At 70.4% G+C, this 17,361-nt stretch carries 18 protein-coding genes; 9 read left to right on the top strand and 9 right to left on the bottom strand.

Annotation, left to right across the window (positions count from 1 at the left end):
* Nucleotides 1–3 precede the first annotated feature (3 nt).
* The 3 genes from IF54_RS0129185 to IF54_RS43615 all read left to right on the top strand — a co-directional run bounded on the left by IF54_RS0129185 (nucleotide 4) and on the right by IF54_RS43615 (nucleotide 1,761).
* A complete protein-coding gene (locus IF54_RS0129185; protein ID WP_030324060.1) occupies nucleotides 4–510 on the top strand; it encodes a phage holin family protein in 507 nt (168 codons plus the stop codon).
* Nucleotides 507–1,448, top strand: coding sequence for an alpha/beta fold hydrolase (locus IF54_RS0129190; protein ID WP_030324062.1), 942 nt, complete (start codon nucleotides 507–509; stop codon nucleotides 1,446–1,448). Before IF54_RS0129185 ends, IF54_RS0129190 begins: the two co-directional genes overlap by 4 nt.
* A 127-nt stretch (nucleotides 1,449–1,575) precedes the next feature.
* Complete coding sequence (locus IF54_RS43615; protein ID WP_078852143.1) at nucleotides 1,576–1,761, top strand: hypothetical protein; 186 nt, start codon at nucleotides 1,576–1,578, stop codon at nucleotides 1,759–1,761.
* Between the two features lie 80 nt (nucleotides 1,762–1,841).
* On the opposite strand, the gene IF54_RS0129195 is transcribed toward IF54_RS43615, so the two are convergent.
* The 3 genes from IF54_RS0129195 to nth all read right to left on the bottom strand — a co-directional run bounded on the left by IF54_RS0129195 (nucleotide 1,842) and on the right by nth (nucleotide 5,119).
* On the bottom strand, nucleotides 1,842–3,041 hold the full coding sequence (locus IF54_RS0129195) for a MarP family serine protease (RefSeq protein ID WP_030324064.1): 1,200 nt from the start codon (nucleotides 3,039–3,041) through the stop codon (nucleotides 1,842–1,844).
* A gap of 13 nt (nucleotides 3,042–3,054) precedes the next feature.
* Nucleotides 3,055–3,744, bottom strand: coding sequence for an NUDIX hydrolase (locus IF54_RS0129200; protein WP_030324065.1), 690 nt, complete (start codon nucleotides 3,742–3,744; stop codon nucleotides 3,055–3,057).
* A gap of 391 nt (nucleotides 3,745–4,135) precedes the next feature.
* A complete protein-coding gene (gene nth / locus IF54_RS0129205) occupies nucleotides 4,136–5,119 on the bottom strand; it encodes an endonuclease III (RefSeq protein WP_030324067.1) in 984 nt (327 codons plus the stop codon).
* Nucleotides 5,120–5,455: 336 nt separating this feature from the next.
* On the opposite strand from nth, the gene IF54_RS0129210 reads away from it, so the two are divergent.
* Nucleotides 5,456–6,130, top strand: a complete 675-nt coding sequence (locus IF54_RS0129210; RefSeq protein WP_015658871.1) for a Crp/Fnr family transcriptional regulator — start codon at nucleotides 5,456–5,458, stop codon at nucleotides 6,128–6,130.
* A gap of 160 nt (nucleotides 6,131–6,290) precedes the next feature.
* Nucleotides 6,291–7,118, top strand: a complete 828-nt coding sequence (locus IF54_RS0129215; RefSeq protein WP_030324070.1) for a nucleotidyltransferase domain-containing protein — start codon at nucleotides 6,291–6,293, stop codon at nucleotides 7,116–7,118.
* Between the two features lie 76 nt (nucleotides 7,119–7,194).
* Here the strand turns inward: IF54_RS0129215 and IF54_RS0129220 are convergent, their stop codons facing one another.
* The 4 genes from IF54_RS0129220 to IF54_RS42365 form a co-directional block, all read right to left on the bottom strand.
* Nucleotides 7,195–8,025: an MBL fold metallo-hydrolase gene (locus IF54_RS0129220; protein ID WP_030324072.1), complete on the bottom strand. Its 831-nt coding sequence runs from the start codon at nucleotides 8,023–8,025 to the stop codon at nucleotides 7,195–7,197.
* Nucleotides 8,022–8,891 (bottom strand): NUDIX hydrolase, encoded by an 870-nt coding sequence (locus IF54_RS0129225; protein ID WP_030324074.1) that lies wholly within the window; start codon nucleotides 8,889–8,891, stop codon nucleotides 8,022–8,024. The genes IF54_RS0129220 and IF54_RS0129225 overlap by 4 nt, the downstream gene beginning before the upstream one ends.
* Before the next feature lie 405 nt (nucleotides 8,892–9,296).
* A complete protein-coding gene (locus IF54_RS0129230) occupies nucleotides 9,297–9,776 on the bottom strand; it encodes a RidA family protein (protein WP_030324076.1) in 480 nt (159 codons plus the stop codon).
* Complete coding sequence (locus tag IF54_RS42365; protein WP_075033571.1) at nucleotides 9,773–9,934, bottom strand: DUF4177 domain-containing protein; 162 nt, start codon at nucleotides 9,932–9,934, stop codon at nucleotides 9,773–9,775. Before IF54_RS42365 ends, IF54_RS0129230 begins: the two co-directional genes overlap by 4 nt.
* 118 nt (nucleotides 9,935–10,052) lie before the next feature.
* Between IF54_RS42365 and IF54_RS0129240 the strand changes: the two genes are divergently transcribed.
* Together IF54_RS0129240 and IF54_RS0129245 are read left to right on the top strand one after the other, a co-directional pair.
* Nucleotides 10,053–11,030 (top strand): ArsA-related P-loop ATPase, encoded by a 978-nt coding sequence (locus IF54_RS0129240; protein ID WP_030324078.1) that lies wholly within the window; start codon nucleotides 10,053–10,055, stop codon nucleotides 11,028–11,030.
* Nucleotides 11,027–12,370 (top strand): ArsA family ATPase, encoded by a 1,344-nt coding sequence (locus tag IF54_RS0129245; protein ID WP_030324080.1) that lies wholly within the window; start codon nucleotides 11,027–11,029, stop codon nucleotides 12,368–12,370. The genes IF54_RS0129240 and IF54_RS0129245 overlap by 4 nt, the downstream gene beginning before the upstream one ends.
* Nucleotides 12,371–12,554: 184 nt before the next feature.
* Here IF54_RS0129245 and wblA read toward each other — a convergent pair whose 3' ends face one another.
* On the bottom strand, nucleotides 12,555–12,893 hold the full coding sequence (gene wblA, locus IF54_RS0129250; protein WP_030324083.1) for a transcriptional regulator WblA: 339 nt from the start codon (nucleotides 12,891–12,893) through the stop codon (nucleotides 12,555–12,557).
* Nucleotides 12,894–13,404: 511 nt separating this feature from the next.
* On the opposite strand from wblA, the gene IF54_RS0129255 reads away from it, so the two are divergent.
* Nucleotides 13,405–15,681 carry a transglycosylase domain-containing protein gene (locus IF54_RS0129255; RefSeq protein ID WP_030324085.1) on the top strand — a complete coding sequence of 759 codons (2,277 nt, stop codon included), beginning with the start codon at nucleotides 13,405–13,407 and terminating at the stop codon, nucleotides 15,679–15,681.
* 162 nt (nucleotides 15,682–15,843) lie between these two features.
* On the opposite strand, the gene IF54_RS0129260 is transcribed toward IF54_RS0129255, so the two are convergent.
* Entirely contained in the window at nucleotides 15,844–16,308 is a 465-nt protein-coding gene (locus IF54_RS0129260; RefSeq protein ID WP_030324087.1) for a GatB/YqeY domain-containing protein, read from the bottom strand.
* A 123-nt stretch (nucleotides 16,309–16,431) separates the two neighbouring features.
* Here IF54_RS0129260 and IF54_RS0129265 point away from each other — a divergent pair, with 123 nt between their 5' ends.
* The gene (locus tag IF54_RS0129265) at nucleotides 16,432–17,355 is read left to right on the top strand and encodes a metallophosphoesterase (protein WP_030324089.1); all 924 of its coding nucleotides are present in this window, start codon (nucleotides 16,432–16,434) and stop codon (nucleotides 17,353–17,355) included.
* The last annotated feature ends 6 nt before the right edge of the window (nucleotides 17,356–17,361 follow it).

The following is a 17,361-nucleotide window of genomic DNA, read 5'->3' on the forward strand; positions in this document are numbered from 1 at the left end:
GCGATGAGCGCACCCGACGGCAGCCCGGTCGGCGCCGAACGCAGCATCGGCCAACTGTTCGCCTCGGCGACGACCGAGATGTCCGCGCTGGTGCACGACGAGATCGCGCTGGCCAAGGCGCAGTTGAAGCAGGACGTCAAGCGCGGCGCCGTGAGCGGCGGCATGTTCAGCGTGGCCGGCGCGGTGCTGGTGTTCTCCCTGCCGATGCTGAGCTTCGCGCTGGCGTACGGCATCCGGACCTGGAGCGACTGGAACCTCGCGGTCTGCTTCCTGCTGTCCTTCGCGGCCAACGTCCTCGTCGCACTCGTCCTCGCGCTGATCGGCGTGGTCTTCGCGAAGAAGGCGCAGAATGGCAAGGGCCCGCAGAAGGTCGCGGCGTCGATGAAGGAGACGGCCGGCGTCCTCCAGAACGCCAAGCCGCACCCGCGGCCCGGCAACGACAACAAGGTCCTGGAGGAGCGAGTCCGGGAGACCAAGGCCATCGAGGCTGTGGCACGCTCGTCGTCATGACGGATCCCGCCGCCTCTCCGGCGCAGCAGCCCGCGTCCCTCGTACGGCCCGACGGTCCCTGGACGCACCGGGACGTGGCCGCCAACGGCGCGCGCTTCCACATCGCCGAGATGGGCGACGGACCGCTGGTGATGTTCCTGCACGGCTTCCCCCAGTTCTGGTGGACCTGGCGGCACCAGCTGGAGGCCCTCGCCGACGCCGGGTTCCGGGCCGTGGCCATGGACCTGCGCGGGGTCGGCGGCAGCGACCGCACCCCGCGCGGCTACGACCCCGCCAACCTGGCGCTGGACGTCACCGGCGTGATCCGCTCCCTCGGCGAGCCGGACGCCGCCCTGGTCGGCCATGACCTGGGCGGCTATCTGGCGTGGACGGCGGCCGCGATGCGCCCCAAGCTCGTGCGGCGGCTCGCGGTCTCCTCGATGCCGCATCCCCGGCGCTGGCGCTCGGCGATGCTCTCCGACGTCCGCCAGACCCGCGCCGGCTCCTACATCTGGGGGTTCCAGCGGCCGTGGATCCCGGAGCGGCAGCTCACCGCGGACGACGGCGCGCTGGTCGCCGAGCTGATGCGGGACTGGTCCGGTCCGCGCCTGCCGGACGACGAGGCGGTGGACACGTACCGGAAGGCGATCTGCATCCCCTCCACGGCGCACTGCTCCATCGAGCCGTACCGGTGGATGGTGCGGTCGATGGCGCGGCCCGACGGCATCCAGTTCAACCGGCGGATGAAGCGGCCCGTCCGGGTGCCGACTCTGCACCTGCACGGCTCGCTCGACCCGGTGATGCGCACCAGGAGCGCGGCGGGCTCCGGGGAGTACGTCGAAGCGCCGTACCGCTGGCGGCTGTTCGACGGTCTCGGGCACTTCCCTCACGAAGAGGATCCGGTCGCTTTCTCGACCGAACTGATCAATTGGCTGAAGGATCCCGAACCCGATCGGTGACCGATCCGTCGCGCCCGGTATCCGGACCTGAACACCTGTCCTACGAACGGCCACTTGCCCGGCGCATAGGCCAATTGGGGGGCGTGGGGGAGGTTATCGACCTTGGGGCAGGGGCACACGTCGGGGTATGGGCTGGACGCACGACTACGGTGACGCAGCACGCAATCGACGCTCGGGCGCTGCCCTGAGCTCCCACCACCAAGGGGGTTCCCCGCAACTCGCGGGCGGAACGGACCTGAGGGTGGGGATCCCGCGCATCCTGCGCCGCCGGGCCCGCTGGGTCTCGGTACGCCTGCGTCACCCCCGAGGCTGACGCGGCCCTCTTCTGACACCCCTCAGCGCGCACAGCCGCTTCTGAAGAAGCTCAGAGCGCACAGCCGCTTCTGAAACCCCTCAGAGCGCGCAGCTGTCGCTGTCCACCTGCTGGTTCGCGGTGCGCCCCTTGGCGATGTCCGGCTGGATCTCGTCGGCGGTGAGCGCGTACCCGGTGTCGGGGTCGTCGAGCGACTTCGCGAAGACCACGCCGTACACCTTGCCCTCCGGGGTGAGCAGCGGACCGCCGGAGTTGCCCTGGCGGACGGTCGCGTAGAGGGAGTAGACATCGCGGCTGACGGTGCCACGGTGGTAGATGTCCGGTCCGTGGGCGTCGATGCGCCCGCGCACTCGCGCGGGGCGGACGTCGTACGAGCCGTTCTCCGGGAAGCCGGCGACGATCGCGCTGTTCCCGCTGGCCGCGTCCTCGGACGTGAACTTGAGGGCGGGCGCGTCGAGATCGGGCACGTCCAGTACGGCGATGTCGCGCTGCCAGTCGTAGAGGACGACCGTGGCGTCGTACTTCCTGCCCTCGCCGCCTATCTGGACGGTGGGCTCGTCGACCCCGCCGACGACATGCGCGTTGGTCATGACGCGGCGGTCGCCGAAGACGAAGCCGGTGCCCTCCAGGACTTTGCCGCAGCTCTGCGCGGTGCCCATGACCTTGACGATGGAGCGCTGGGCCCGGGTGGCGACCGCGCTGTTCGCGAGCTTCGGGTCGGGCGGCTGGACCTCCTTGATCGGCTCGTCGGAGAACGGGCTGAAGACCTGCGGGAAGCCGTTCTGCGCGAGGACCGAGGTGAAGTCCTTGAACCAGGTGTCCGCGTCCGAGGGCAGGGCCTCCTGCACGCCGAGGAGCACCTTGGAGCCGCGGACCTCCTTGCCGACCGTCGGCATGGTGGTCTGCGCGAGAGTGGCCCCGATCAGCCAGGCGACCAGGAGCATCGCAAGGACGTTGACCAGGGCGCCGCCGGTCGCGTCCAGGGCGCGGGCCGGGGACCAGGTGATGTACCGGCGCAGCTTGTTGCCCAGATGGGTGGTCAGGGCCTGGCCGACGGAGGCGCAGACGATGACGACCACCACGCCGACCACGGCGGCGACCGTGCCGACCACCGCGTGGTCGGTCACCGCGTCCCAGACGACGGGCAGCGTGTAGACGGCCACGAGGCCGCCGCCCAGGAACCCGATCACCGACAGGATGCCGACGACGAAGCCCTGGCGGTAGCCGACGATCGCGAACCACACGGCGGCGACCAGCAACAGGATGTCCAGCACGTTCACGAACGCCACCCTGTCATGCGCGCCAGTCGAGCGGGACCTGCTTCTCGCGGTCCCAGGGGCGCTCCCACCCCGCGAAGTGCAGGAGCCGGTCGATGATCCCGGCGGTGAAGCCCCAGACAAGGGCCGATTCGACCAGGAATGCCGGACCTCGGTAGCCGCTCGGGTGCACGGTCGTCGCACGGTTGTCGGGGTCCGTGAGATCCGCCACGGGGACGGTGAAGACGCGGGCGGTCTCGTTCGGGTCCACGACACCGACCGGGCTCGGCTCGCGCCACCACCCCAGCACCGGGGTCACCACGAAGCCGCTGACGGGGATGTACAGCTTGGGCAGGACTCCGAACAGCTGGACACCCCGCGGATCGAGACCGGTCTCCTCCTCGGCCTCCCGCAGGGCGGCCCTGAGCGGACCGTCACCCTTCGGGTCGCCGTCCTCAGGGTCGAGGGCACCGCCGGGGAACGAGGGCTGCCCGGCATGCGACCTGAGGGAACTCGCCCGCTCCATGAGCAGCAGCTCGGGACCGCGCTCGTCCTCGCCGAACAGCACCAGCACAGCCGACTGCCGGCCGGCGCCGTTCTTCGGCGGCAGGAAGCGGCTCAGCTGGAGCGGCTCGACCGTCTCCACGGCACGCACCACCGGGTCCAGCCAGCCCGGCAGACCCTCCTTGCTGAGCGTCACGCCCTCCGTATGGCTCGCCCGTGTCATCGCCACCCCCGTCGTCCTGCACCACTCAACGCCCGAAGGGCCCTAGATCGTTCCGCCCGGGCTGCGTGTGTTTGCGGTGCCTGGGGCCGGGGGCGTGAAGAGGAGCGGGTGCCGGTGGCGGTCGGTTCGGCCGGGGCCGACGCGGGCATCAGAACGAAAGCAGCGCCCGGCGCCGACGCGGACCGCAGAACAGAAGCAGCCCCCGGCGCCGGCAGAGGCCGCGGCAACCGCCGGCTCCCGACCACCGCTCCCGGCTCAGCCGTCCGCCTCGGCGAGCGCTCAGAGGCCGGTGAGTGCGCCTCGCGAACCCCGCCCCGCCGACCGGGCCGCACCGGCCACCGCACGCACCACGCCCTTGTCCCCCGCTCCACCGACGCCCCTGTCCCCACCCTCACCCGGCGGCCCCCAACGGCGGCGCGGCCTTGCCGCCGGCGTCCAGGTAGGCCTGCGGCGGGTTCAGGCGCTGGCCCGGGAAGCCGCCCTTCTCGTACTTGAGGAGCTTGGCCGCCTTGTCCGGGTCCGTCTCGCCCTCTCCGTAGGCCGGGCAGAGGGGCGCGATGGGGCAGGCGCCGCAGGCGGGCTTACGGGCGTGGCAGATCCGGCGGCCGTGCCAGATGACGTGGTGGGAGAGGTCGGTCCAGTCGCTCTTCGGGAAGAGCGCGGCCACGGCGGCCTCGATCTTGTCGGGCTCGCTCTCCTCGGTCCACTGCCACCGCCTGACCAGCCGCTGGAAGTGCGTGTCCACGGTGATGCCGGGCCGACCGAACGCGTTGCCCAGCACCACGAAGGCGGTCTTGCGGCCCACGCCGGGCAGTTTGACGAGGTCTTCGAGCCGCCCCGGCACCTCCCCCGCGTGGTTCTCCACGAGGGCCTTCGACAGCCCTATCACCGACTTGGTCTTGGCCCGGAAGAACCCGGTCGGCCGCAGGATCTCCTCGACCTCCTCGGGGTTCGCCGCGGCCAGGTCCTCGGGGGTGGGGTACTTCGCGAAGAGCGAGGGAGTCGTCTGATTGACCCTCAGGTCGGTGGTCTGCGCGGACAGCACGGTGGCCACGATCAGCTGGAAGGGGTTCTCGAAGTCCAACTCGGGGTGGGCGTAGGGGAAAACCTCGGCGAGCTCGCGGTTGATACGCCGGGCGCGGCGCACGAGGGCGGTGTGCGACTCCTTCCGCGGCGGCTTCGGCGCGACCGTCTTGGCAGCCGACGCCTTCTTCACCGCGGCAGCCGCCTTCTTGGGAGCCACGGCCGCCTCCTTGACCGGAGCGGCCTTCTTGACCGGAGCGGCCTTCTTGCTCGCAGCAGCCCTCTTGCTCGCAGCAGCCTTCTCGACCGGAGCCGCCTTCTTCGCCGAAGTGCTCTTCTTCACCGGGTTCACCGGAGCCTTCCCTGCCGCTTTTGCCGTTTTCTTTCCACCCCCGGCGCCCTGTTCGCCCACAGCGGAATCCCGACGTGCACCCACCTGCCCAGCCCCCTCGGCCTGTGCTCTCACCGGCGTTTTGGACACCCGGCCAGCCTAGGGCCCGGCACTGACATCCGCCCCGGAGCCCGGGGACCGGCCCCCAATTGGACCCCTGCCGCTTACCCCAGGACATGTGTGCGGCATCCTTGTGACAGATCACACTGTTTGGACCGTCCGGCAAAATGGGCACCGGGTTCCCCTGGTACCAAGGGGGAACAAGATTCCCTGAGCAGGTCGACAAGGAGAGAACTCGTGGACGACGTCCTCCGGCGCAACCCGCTCTTCGCGGCACTCGACGACGAGCAGTCCGCGGAGCTCCGCGCCTCCATGAGTGAGGTGACCCTCGCGCGCGGCGACTCGCTGTTCCACGAGGGCGACCCGGGCGACCGGCTCTACGTCGTCACCGAGGGCAAGGTCAAGCTCCACCGCACCTCCCCGGACGGCCGCGAGAACATGCTCGCCGTGGTCGGCCCCGGCGAGCTCATCGGCGAACTGTCCCTGTTCGACCCGGGCCCGCGCACGGCGACCGCCACCGCGCTGACCGAGGTCAAGCTGCTGGGCCTCGGCCACGGCGACCTCCAGCCCTGGCTGAACGCCCGCCCCGAGGTGGCCACCGCACTGCTGCGCGCCGTCGCCCGCCGCCTGCGCCGCACCAACGACGCGATGTCCGACCTGGTCTTCTCGGACGTCCCCGGCCGTGTCGCGCGCGCCCTGCTCGACCTCTCCCGCCGCTTCGGCGTGCAGTCCGAGGAGGGCATCCACGTCGTCCACGACCTCACCCAGGAGGAACTGGCCCAGCTGGTCGGCGCCTCCCGCGAGACGGTCAACAAGGCCCTCGCGGACTTCGCCCAGCGCGGTTGGCTGCGCCTGGAGGCCCGCGCGGTGATCCTCCTGGACGTCGAGAGGCTCGCCAAGCGCTCGCGCTGAGCGCGGACAGCCGTACGACGTCGAAGGGCCCCGCCGCACGGCGGGGCCCTTCGCGCTGTCGCGGACAACATCCCTCCCCCCGGGCCCGTTCGGCCCCACACGGCCCGCCCAGGGCCGTAAATCAGCTGCCCCAGGGCCCACACCCGGGCACAGTGGCCCCATGGCCGCCGAAACCGTTCCCGCTGTCGCCGCCAAGGGACTCGACGCCGAGGGCTGCATCGAGCGCGAGGGATCCCTGGGACTTGTCCCGCACCCGTTCCGCCCGGTCGTCGCGGCCGCGCGCGACCGCGTGCTCGACCTGTTCGGGTCGAGGCTGCACAGCGCTTACCTCTACGGCTCGATCCCGCGCGGCACCGCGCGCGTGGGCCGCAGCGACCTCGACCTGCTGCTCGCCCTGAACGAGGAGCCGACCGAAGCGGACCGGGAGGACGTACGGATGCTCGGGGAGGCGCTTGACGGGGAGTTCCCGCAGATCGACGGCGCAGGGACGCTCCTGTACAGCCGGACGCTGCTGCTGAGCGAGCTTGAGCGGCACGACATGGGCTGGTTCGTGGCCTGTCTGTGCACCCCGCTGCTCGGCGACGACCTGGCGGAGTACCTCCCGCGCTACCGCCCCGACTCCCTCCTGGCCCGCGAGACGAACGGCGACCTCGCCCTCCTGCTCCCGCGCTGGCGCGAGCGGATCGATGCGGCGGACTCCGACGAGACCCGGCGCCGCCTGGTCCGCTTCACGTCCCGCCACCTGGTCCGCACCGCGTTCACCCTGGTCATGCCCCGCTGGAACGGCTGGACGAGCGACCTGGCAGAGATGGCCGAGGTCTTCGCGGCGTACTACCCGGAGCGCGCCGACCTGGTCCGTACGGCCGCCGTCCTGGGCCGGTCGCCGAGCACCGACACGGCCGTACTGCGGACGTATGCCGACGATCTGGGCCCGTGGCTGGCGGACGAGTACACGCGCGTGCACGGCACGAAGACCCCGAGACCCTGATCCGCCGGACGAACCCTGACTGAGCCCGTGCTCCGCCGCCCGGCTCCCAGATGAGCCCGTCTCCGCCGCCCGGCTCCTAGATGAGCCCGTGCTCCTCCAGGTACTCGAGCTGTGCCCGCACCGACAGCTCGGCGGCGGGCCACAGCGACCGGTCGACATCCGCGTACACGTGTTCTACGACGGCACCGGGCGCCCGGTGTCCGTTCTCCACGGCCGTCTCCACCTGGGCGAGCCGGTGGGCCCGGTGGGCGAGATAGAACTCGACGGCGCCCTGGGCGTCCTCCAGGACCGGTCCGTGCCCCGGCAGGACGGTGTGGACCCCGTCGTCGACCGTCAGGGACCTCAGCCGGCGCAGGGAGTCCAGATAGTCGCCCAGGCGGCCGTCGGGGTGGGCCACGACGGTCGTACCGCGTCCCAGGACCGTGTCGCCGGTCAGGACCGCCCGATCGGCCGGGAGGTGGAAGCACAGCGAGTCCGCGGTGTGCCCCGGAGTCGGCACGACCACGAGTTCGAGGCCTCCCACCCGCACCACGTCCCCGGCGCCGAGACCCTCGTCCCCAAGCCGCAGCGTCGGGTCGAGGGCGCGCACCTTGGTGCCGGTCAGCTCGGCGAAGCGGACGGCGCCCTCCGCGTGGTCCGGGTGGCCGTGCGTGAGCAGGGTGAGGGCGACACGCTTCCCGGCAGCACCGGCGGTGTCGACGACGGCCTTCAGGTGCCCTTCGTCGAGCGGACCGGGGTCGACCACGACCGCCAGGTCCGAGTCCGGTTCCGACAGGATCCAGGTGTTGGTCCCGTCCAGGGTCATCGCGGAGGCGTTGGGCGCCAGGACGTTCACGGCCCGTGCGGTGGCGGGGCCCGAGAGGACCCCGTTCCGCGGCCGGCCGGGAAGTGCTGCGGCGTCGGTCATCGGGAGGCTCCACCGGTCGGGATGTGCTTGGTGAACTCGTCGTGTCCCGGCCAGGAGAGCACGATCTGCCCGTCCACGAGCCGGGCCTGCGCCAGCACGGGGGTCAGGTCACGCCCGGGTGCGGCGGCGAGGGCGTCGGCGGCGCTGCCGTATCCGGCGATCTGCCGCAGCGTGGCGATGGTGGGCGGCATCATCAGCAGCTCGCCCTTGTCGTAGCCCTCGGCCGCGTCCTGGGGCCGGATCCACACGGTGCGGTCGGCCTCCGTGGAGGCGTTGCGCGTGCGCTGCCCCTCCGGGAGGGCGGCCACGAAGAACCAGGTGTCATAGCGGCGCGATTCGAACTCGGGAGTGATCCAGCGCGTCCAGACGCCGAGCAGATCCGACCGCAGCACGAGCCCCCGCCGCTCCAGGAACCCGGCGAAGGACAGCTCCCGGGCGACCAGGGCGGCCCGGTCGGCCTCCCAGTCGGCGCCCGTGGTGTCCCCCACCACCGACTCGGGCGTCGGCCCGGCCAGCAGCACCCCCGCCTCCTCGTACGTCTCCCGCACGGCCGCGCAGACGATCGCCTGGGCCGCCGTCTCATCGACCCCGAGCCGAGCCGCCCACCACGCGCGCGTGGGCCCCGCCCAGCGGATCTGGTGCTCGTCGTCGCGGGGGTCGACGCAACCGCCGGGATAGGCGTACGCCCCGCCCGCGAAGGCCATCGAGGCCCGTCTGCGCAACATGTGCACGGCGGTCCCGGTCGCCGTGTCCTTCAACAGCATCACGGTCGCGGCCCGCCGCGGCTCGACCGGCACGAGGTCGCCGTCCGCGAGCGCGCGGATACGGTCCGGCCAATCCGCTGGGTACCACTGCCCGTTTGCCATGGCCGGAGGCTAACTCTTGACGGGCAGATGTTCGAGGGGGCGCCGATGGGAGTGCCGGGTTCGGTGTCGGGCGGCTTGAGGTCCGTTGTGGCTTGTCGCGCAGTTCCCCGCGCCCCTAGGTCCGCCAGGTAGACGCTCGTGCAGACGCGTACGGCGTGAAGGGGACGGGGTGGGGGGTGTCCGCCCGCAGCGGCCGGCGTCCGTTACAGGGCCCCTTTCAAGGGCCCGAGCCGCCGGACCGAGGACGGACACCCCCCACCCCGGCACCGACCCCAAACCGACCGCATGCGCTACACAAGCCCCCACCGAAGCCGCGCGGGCCGCCGCAGGCATTTCAGGGGCGCGGGGAACTGCGCAAAACGCCCGCCCCCACCGAAGCCGCACCCAAACCCACGGCCAAAACCATCACGCCCCCGAAACCAACTCCACCTGCACCTCAACCTCAACCGGCGCATCCAACGGCAGCACAGCAACCCCCACCGCACTCCGCGCATGCACCCCCTTCTCGCCGAGCACCTCACCCAGCAACTCACTCGCCCCGTTGATCACCCCGGGCTGCCCCGTGAAGTCAGACGCCGATGCCACGAACCCCACGACCTTCACCACCCGCGCAATGAGATCAAGGTCACCCGTCACCGACTTCACCGCCGCCAACGCGTTCAGCGCACACGTCTGCGCCAGCGCCTTCGCCTCCTCGGCCGTGACCTCCGCGCCCACCTTCCCGGTGACCGGAAGCTTCCCGTCGACCATCGGCAGCTGGCCCGCGGTGTACACGTACACACCCGACCGCACGGCCGGCTGATACGCGGCCAGCGGCGGCACGACCTCCGGCAGCGTCAGCCCCAGCTCCGCGAGCCGCGCGTCAACGGCCCCGCCCCCGCTCACGCGGACTTCTCCCGCTTCAGGTACGCCACCAGCTGCTCGGGGTTGTTCGGCCCGGGCACGACCTGGACGAGCTCCCACCCGTCCTCGCCCCAGGTGTCCAGGATCTGCTTCGTGGCGTGGACGAGCAGCGGCACAGTTGCGTATTCCCACTTGGTCATGCGGCCGACTCTAACCCCTGCTCACCCCCTGCTTTCAGCCCTCGCCCCCCACAGCCCCCACCCGCGTTATCCACAGCCTCCTGCTTAGGTTCGCCGCCGACTGGTTACGCTCGAATACGTGAGCAGGCTCCAGGTCGTCAGCGGCAAGGGCGGGACCGGAAAGACCACGGTCGCCGCAGCCCTCGCGCTGGCCCTCGCCACCGAGGGGAAGCGGACGCTTCTCGTCGAGGTCGAGGGCCGCCAGGGAATCGCGCAGCTCTTCGAAACGGAGGCGCTGCCTTATGAGGAGCGGAAGATCGCCGTCGCTCCCGGGGGCGGGGAGGTGTACGCACTGGCCATCGACCCCGAACTGGCCCTTCTGGACTACCTCCAGATGTTCTACAAACTCGGCGGCGCCGGCAGAGCCCTCAAGAAGCTCGGCGCGATCGACTTCGCCACCACCATCGCGCCCGGTCTCAGGGACGTCCTGCTGACGGGCAAGGCCTGCGAGGCGGTCCGCCGCAAGGACAAGTCGGGCCGTTTCGCCTACGACTACGTCGTGATGGACGCACCCCCCACCGGCCGTGTCACCCGCTTCCTGAACGTCAACGACGAGGTCGCCGGACTCGCCAAGATCGGCCCCATACACAATCAGGCGCAGGCCGTGATGCGGGTGCTGAAGTCCAAGGAGACGGCCGTCCATCTGGTGACCCTGCTGGAGGAGATGCCGGTCCAGGAGACCGCGGACGGCATCGCCGAACTCAGGGCCGCCCGCCTGCCCGTGGGCCGGATCATCGTGAACATGGTGCGCCCGGAGGTGTTGGACGGGGAGGACCTGGAACTCGTACGGAGCACGCCTCGTTCGGCCGTGGCGAAGGCGCTGTCCTCGGCCGGACTCGGTGGCGCCCGTCGCGGGGGCAATGCCGAGAAGCTGGTCGACCCGTTGGTCCGGCAGGCCGAGGAATACGCCGTGCGGTACGAGCTGGAGCACGAACAACGCTCGGTCCTGGGCGACTTGGGTCTCCCTCTGCACGAACTGCCTCTGCTGACCGAGGGCATGGACCTGGCGGGTCTGTACGAACTGGCCACCGAGCTGCGGAAGCAGGAGATCTCATGAGTCCGGACCAGGACCGGCACCACCGCCCCTCCCCGGCCCACCGTCTCTCCCCCGTCCTCAGGCTCGACCTGGACCCGTTGATCGACGACCCGAAGACCCGCATCGTGGTGTGCTGCGGTTCGGGCGGTGTCGGCAAGACCACGACCGCCGCCGCGCTCGGTCTGCGTGCCGCGGAGCGGGGCCGCAAGGTCGTGGTCCTCACCATCGACCCGGCCCGCCGCCTCGCCCAGTCCATGGGCATCGACTCCCTCGACAACACCCCGCGCCGGGTGAAGGACGTCGAGGGCGAGGGCGAACTGCACGCGATGATGCTGGACATGAAGCGCACCTTCGACGAGATCGTCGAGGCGCACGCGGACGCCGAACGGGCGGCCGCCATCCTGAGCAACCCCTTCTACCAGTCCCTCTCGGCGGGCTTCGCGGGCACGCAGGAGTACATGGCGATGGAGAAGCTCGGGCAGCTGCGGGCCCGGGACGAGTGGGACCTGATCGTCGTCGACACGCCCCCGTCGCGTTCGGCGCTCGACTTCCTGGACGCCCCGAAGCGGCTGGGGTCGTTCCTCGACGGCCGGCTCATCCGGCTGCTGACCGCTCCGGCCAAGCTCGGCGGACGGGCGGGGATGAAGTTCCTGAACGTCGGGATGTCGATGATGACCGGCACCCTCGGCAAGCTGCTGGGCGGCCAGCTCCTCAAGGACGTCCAGACGTTCGTGGCCGCGATGGACACCACCTTCGGCGGCTTCCGCACGCGCGCGGACGCGACGTACAAGCTGCTCCAGGCGCCCGGGACGGCCTTCCTGGTGGTGGCGGCCCCGGAGCGGGACGCGCTGCGCGAGGCCGCGTACTTCGTGGAGCGGCTGGCCGCGGAGCGCATGCCGCTCGCGGGCCTGGTGCTCAACCGGGTCCACGGCAGCGACGCCGACCGCCTCTCGGCGGAACGGGCACTCGCCGCCGCGGAGACCCTGGAAAATCTTGAAGAGCCCCGCATTGTCGATCAGGAGGGCGGGAAAGCTGGACTTCGTAACTCTCCCGACACGTACGGCAGTTCAGATTCACCCGATACGTCACCCGCCTCCGAGCCGGACTCCCCCGTCGACCCGGAGCGCACCGCCGACCTGCTCACCGCAGGCCTGTTGAGGCTGCACGCCGATCGTATGCACCTGCTCTCCCGCGAACAGCGCACACGGGACCGCTTCACCGCACGCCACCCCGAGGTGGCGGTGGCCGAAGTGGCCGCACTGCCCGGCGATGTGCATGACCTCGCGGGGCTGCGGGACATCGGAAACCGACTCGCGGCCGGACAGCCGGAGCTGCCCGAACCCGGCACCGACGCGGGCTGAACCGACCCCCGCGCACGGTCGAACCGAGAGCACAGCGAACCGAGAAGCGAGCCCTCAGACCACAGCCCTGCCCTCAGACCTGTGCCCTCAGACCACAGCCCTCTGGCCTGAGCCGCGAACCTTCCGCGCCCAACAGCCCTCAGCCCTCAGCCCTCAGCCCTGAACGCTCCGCGCCCAGCAACCCTCAGCTGACCGCCGCATAGTTCTCGTAGATCTCGTCGTCCTCGAGGGGCAGGATGCCGACCCCCCGCTCGTACTCGACGCGCGCCGTCTCCAGCAGCCTGCGCCACGACGTGACCGTCGGCCGCCGGCGCAGCAGGGCGCGGCGCTCGCGCTCTGTCATGCCTCCCCACACGCCGAACTCGACGCGGTTGTCCAGCGCGTCGGCGAGGCACTCCGTGCGTACCGGACATCCGGTGCACACTGCCTTCGCCCTGTTCTGCGCTGCTCCCTGAACGAACAGTTCGTCCGGATCGGTAGTGCGGCAGGCCGCCTGCGCACTCCAGTCGACTACCCAGCCCATACCGGCGCCGTCCTCTCCCGAATCGAGGCTCCCCCACGGCGGCAGCGGCATATTCACCGCCGCCAGTTGAGGACGTTACGGAAGGCAGGCACAGCGCAACACCCCCTTCGGGCCCAATCTTGAATGGCCCGAACGGACTATGCGTAAGCGGCAGATCACCCGGGGGAGTGAGGCTGCGACATACATGACTATCCCGGCGAAACGGGACACTTGTCTTGCGTCACAACGGGCACCTGATGACACACGAGGCGGATTCGGACACGTCCCCATCAAAAAAGTCGGGGAACGACCGGAACGATTCGGGGTCGCCGGACGTATTGATACGTGGCCCTACTGCTGTGACAGTTGAGAGCAGCTTAGGCCAAGGCCTGTGCGCGTGTCCGGCGATTGAGAAGGTAGGGCGGCGCTGCCGTCGCCATGCCCGCTCCGACGCGGTCGTGCCCTCTTCCGTCGCCATGCCGTGACATGGGCTCCCTCTGAACGCTCATGAGTACGGATTAGGCTGCCCCCTATGTCGAAGAAGCGCTCGGGCGGCGGTCTGTCGTCCACGCAGCAGGCCGCCAAGTTCCTCGGTGTCAGTGTCCTCGCGGGGGCGGTGATGGCCGGCATCGCGCTGCCTGCGGCCGGTGCGCTGGGGCTCGCGGCCAAGGGGTCGGTGGAGAGTTTCGACGAGCTCCCCGCCAACCTGAGGACCCCGCCGCTGAGCCAGCGCACCACGATCCTCGACGCCAAGGGCGGCACCATCGCCACGGTCTACTCACGTGACCGCACGGTGGTCGAGCTCAAGGACATCTCGCCGTACATGCAGAAGGCGATCGTCGCGATCGAGGACTCGCGCTTCTACCAGCACGGCGCGGTCGACCTGAAGGGCGTCCTGCGCGCCCTCAACAAGAACGCCCAGAGCGGCGGGGTCGCCCAGGGCGCCTCCACGCTCACCCAGCAGCTGGTGAAGAACGTGGCGATCGAGGAGGCCGGTGACGACCCGACGAAGGTCGCGCAGGCCACCCAGCAGACCATCGGCCGCAAGATCCGCGAGCTGAAGTACGCGATCCAGCTCGAAGAGGAACTCGGCAAGAAGAAGATCCTCGAGAACTACCTGAACATCACGTTCTTCGGCCAGCAGGCGTACGGCATCGAGGCGGCGTCGCAGCGCTACTTCTCCCGGCACGCCAAGGACCTCGACCTGGAGCAGTCGGCGCTGCTCGCGGGCATCGTCCAGTCCCCCAGCCGCTACGACCCCGTCAACGACGAGGCCGAGGCGACCAAGCGGCGCAACACCGTCCTCCAGCGCATGGCCGAGGTCGGCGACGTCTCGCAGGCGGAGGCCGACAAGGCCGCGAAGCAGCCGCTGGGCCTCAAGGTCAGCAAGCCGAAGAACGGCTGCATCACCGCGGTCAAGGGCGCCGGATTCTTCTGCGACTACGTCCGTGAGGTCTTCCTGACCGACCCGGTCTTCGGCAAGTCCAAGGAGGACCGGGCCAAGGTCTGGAACCAGGGCGGTCTGACGATCCGCACCACGATGGACCCGCAGGCCCAGAAGTCGGTCCAGAGGTCGATCAAGGAGCACGTCTACCAGAGCGACCAGGTGGCCACCGCCGCGACCATCGTGCAGCCCGGCACCGGCAGGATCCTGGCGATGGGCCAGTCGCGGCCGTACGGCATCGACACCAAGAAGAACGAGACGACGCTCGACCTCTCGGTCAACCAGGACATGGGCGGCGGCGCCGGCTACCAGCCCGGTTCGACGTTCAAGCCGATCGTGGCGGCGGCCGCCATAGAGGGCGGCAAGCCGGCGACGCAGATCTACCCCTCGCCGTACAAGATGGACTACCCGGCCCCGGTCCAGGCGTGCAACGGCAGCGTCTGGAACGAGAAGGGCGTCCCGGTCACCAACGAGAACGAGTCCGAGGTCGGCCCGTACGACATGAAGACGGCGACCGCGAAGTCGGTCAACACCTACTACGTGTCGTTGATCAGCGACATCGGCATCTGCCCGGTGACGGAGATGGCCGCGAAGATGGGTATCGAGCGCGCCGACGGCGGCAAGATCCAGCAGCGGCCGTCGATCGCCCTGGGCACCCAGGAGGTGTCCCCGCTGACCATGGCGAACGCGTACGCGACCTTCGCCTCGCGCGGGATGTACTGCACCCCGGTCGCCATCGAGTCGATCACCCAGCGGGTCGGCGAGAAGTCGAAGTCCCTCCAGGTCCCGAAGTCGACCTGCTCGCGGGCGATGTCGGAGAACACCGCGGACACCATCAACACGCTGCTCAAGGGCGTGGTCGAGGACGGCACCGGCTCGCAGGCGGGCCTCGGCCCCAGCCGTGACAGCGCGGGCAAGACGGGTACGACCGACGAGCGCTACGCGGCCTGGTTCGTGGGCTACACGCCGAACATGGCCGGCGCGGTCTGGGTCGGCGACCCCGCGCACAAGCGCAAGATGCAGAACATCCGCATCGGCGGCTACAAGCACGAGAAGGTCTTCGGCGGCGAGGTCCCCGGCCCGATCTGGCGCGACATGATGACCGGCGCGCTGGACGGCATGGACGCCCCGCAGTTCAAGACCGTCTACATCCCGGACATGCCGAAGAAGGAAGACCCCCACAAGGGCGACGACGGGGGCAACGGCGACAGCCGCGGGAACGACAACGGCGGCAACGACAACGGCGGCAACAACGGCGGCGACGGCAACACCACCTTCCCGACCCCGAGCTTCTCGATCCCGGAGGGCTTCATCCAGGGCCAGGGCCAGAGCAACGGAAACGGCAACGGAGGCGGCCACGGCTGACCCCACCGGGCCGCCCCCATGACAAGGGCCCCTTCGCCGCCGTAGAAGAAGATGTTCTACGACGGCGAAGGGGCCCTTCCGCCACCCGGTACCCGCGCTCACGCACCCGGCGTTCCAGCTGCCCGGAGCCCGGCGTCATCGCTCGGGCAGGCGCCGGAGCGGTCAGCCCGCGAGGAGCTTCTTGACCGCGGCGGCGACGCGGCCGCCCTCGGCGAGGCCCGCGACCTTCGGGTTCACGATCTTCATGACGGCGCCCATCGCCCGCGGCCCCTCGGCGCCGGCGGCCTTAGCCTCCTCGACGGCCTGGGCGACGATGGCGTTCAGCTCGTCGTCGCCGAGCTGCTTGGGCAGGTACTCGGCGAGCACCGCGCCCTCCGCCTTCTCCCGCTCGGCGGACTCGGCGCGGCCACCCTTGGCGAAGGCGTCCGCGGCCTCGCGGCGCTTCTTCGCCTCCTTGGTGATCACCTTGAGGACCTCGTCGTCGGAGAGCTCGCGCTTCTCCTTGCCCGCGACCTCCTCGTTGGTGATCGCGGCGAGCGTCATCCGGAGCGTCGAGGAGCGCAGCTCGTCACGCCCCTTGATCGCGGCGTTGAGGTCTTCCTGGAGCTTCGACTTGAGCGTGGTCATGGGGTCGATTGTCGCAGGTGTGCGGCGACGGGCGCCCGCGTATTTACCGTGCGGGCGGCCGGGTGCTTACCGTGCGCGCGGCGGCCGGTCAAGGACGCCTCCGTGATCTGACACGATGGAGGCATGCGCGCGCGATACGGAGTCCCCTTGGGAATCGCGGCGGTTGGCGCCGCCGGACTGGCCTACTCCGCGGGTTTCGAAGCCCGCTCCTTCCGTCTGCGACGGGTGACGGTCCCCGTCCTGCCGTCCGGCATGCGCCCGCTCCGGGTGCTTCAGGTCTCCGACATCCACATGGTCGGCGGCCAGCGCAAGAAGCAGCGCTGGCTGCGCTCGCTGGCGGGTCTGCGCCCGGACTTCGTGATCAACACGGGTGACAACCTGTCGGACCCGGAGGGCGTCCCGGAGGTCCTGGACGCGCTGGGCCCGCTGATGGAGTTCCCCGGGGCGTACGTCTTCGGCTCGAACGACTACTACGGCCCCAAGTTCCGCAACCCCGTCCGCTACCTGTTCGAGAAGGCCCAGGGCCGCCACGGCCTCAACGGCAACCCGCCCGCCGTGGGCGTCGTCCACAACCCGTGGGAGGACCTGCGGGACGGCTTCGACGCGGCGGGCTGGCAGAACCTCACCAACACGCGGGGCATGCTGAAGATCGAGGGCGTGTCGGTGGAGCTGACCGGCCTGGACGACCCGCACATCAAGCGTGACCGCTACGCGGAGGTGGCCGGCGGCCCGTCGAGCGCGGCGGACTTCTCCCTGGGCGTCGTACACGCCCCGTACCTGCGCGTCCTGGACGCGTTCGCGGCCGACGCCTACCCCCTGATCCTGGCCGGCCACACCCACGGCGGCCAGGTCTGCCTCCCCTTCTACGGCGCGTTCGTGACCAACTGCGACCTGGACACCGACCGGGTGAAGGGCCTGTCCCGGCACACGGCGGAGGGCAGGACGTCGTACCTGCACGTCTCGGCGGGCTGCGGGGCGAGCCGCTACACACCGGTACGGTTCGCGTGCCCGCCGGAGGTGACGTTGCTGACGTTGGTGGGGCGCTGAGGGGGA

The organism is Streptomyces sp. NRRL B-3229, assembly GCF_000719505.1.
Lineage (GTDB): Bacteria > Actinomycetota > Actinomycetes > Streptomycetales > Streptomycetaceae > Streptomyces > Streptomyces griseorubiginosus.

Excerpts from the sequence above, each read along its gene's own strand:
- IF54_RS0129255 (WP_030324085.1), top strand. The coding sequence starts at position 13,405 with ATGTCGAAGAAGCGCTCGGGCGGCGGTCTGTCGTCCACGCAGCAGGCC.
- IF54_RS0129220 (WP_030324072.1), bottom strand. The coding sequence starts at position 8,025 with ATGACCGACGCCGCAGCACTTCCCGGCCGGCCGCGGAACGGGGTCCTC.
- wblA (WP_030324083.1), bottom strand. The coding sequence starts at position 12,893 with ATGGGCTGGGTAGTCGACTGGAGTGCGCAGGCGGCCTGCCGCACTACC.
- IF54_RS0129185 (WP_030324060.1), top strand. The coding sequence starts at position 4 with ATGAGCGCACCCGACGGCAGCCCGGTCGGCGCCGAACGCAGCATCGGC.
- IF54_RS0129245 (WP_030324080.1), top strand. The coding sequence starts at position 11,027 with ATGAGTCCGGACCAGGACCGGCACCACCGCCCCTCCCCGGCCCACCGT.
- IF54_RS42365 (WP_075033571.1), bottom strand. The coding sequence starts at position 9,934 with ATGACCAAGTGGGAATACGCAACTGTGCCGCTGCTCGTCCACGCCACG.
- IF54_RS0129225 (WP_030324074.1), bottom strand. The coding sequence starts at position 8,891 with ATGGCAAACGGGCAGTGGTACCCAGCGGATTGGCCGGACCGTATCCGC.
- IF54_RS0129200 (WP_030324065.1), bottom strand. The coding sequence starts at position 3,744 with ATGACACGGGCGAGCCATACGGAGGGCGTGACGCTCAGCAAGGAGGGT.
- IF54_RS43615 (WP_078852143.1), top strand. The coding sequence starts at position 1,576 with ATGGGCTGGACGCACGACTACGGTGACGCAGCACGCAATCGACGCTCG.
- IF54_RS0129215 (WP_030324070.1), top strand. The coding sequence starts at position 6,291 with ATGGCCGCCGAAACCGTTCCCGCTGTCGCCGCCAAGGGACTCGACGCC.
- IF54_RS0129190 (WP_030324062.1), top strand. The coding sequence starts at position 507 with ATGACGGATCCCGCCGCCTCTCCGGCGCAGCAGCCCGCGTCCCTCGTA.
- IF54_RS0129265 (WP_030324089.1), top strand. The coding sequence starts at position 16,432 with ATGCGCGCGCGATACGGAGTCCCCTTGGGAATCGCGGCGGTTGGCGCC.
- IF54_RS0129260 (WP_030324087.1), bottom strand. The coding sequence starts at position 16,308 with ATGACCACGCTCAAGTCGAAGCTCCAGGAAGACCTCAACGCCGCGATC.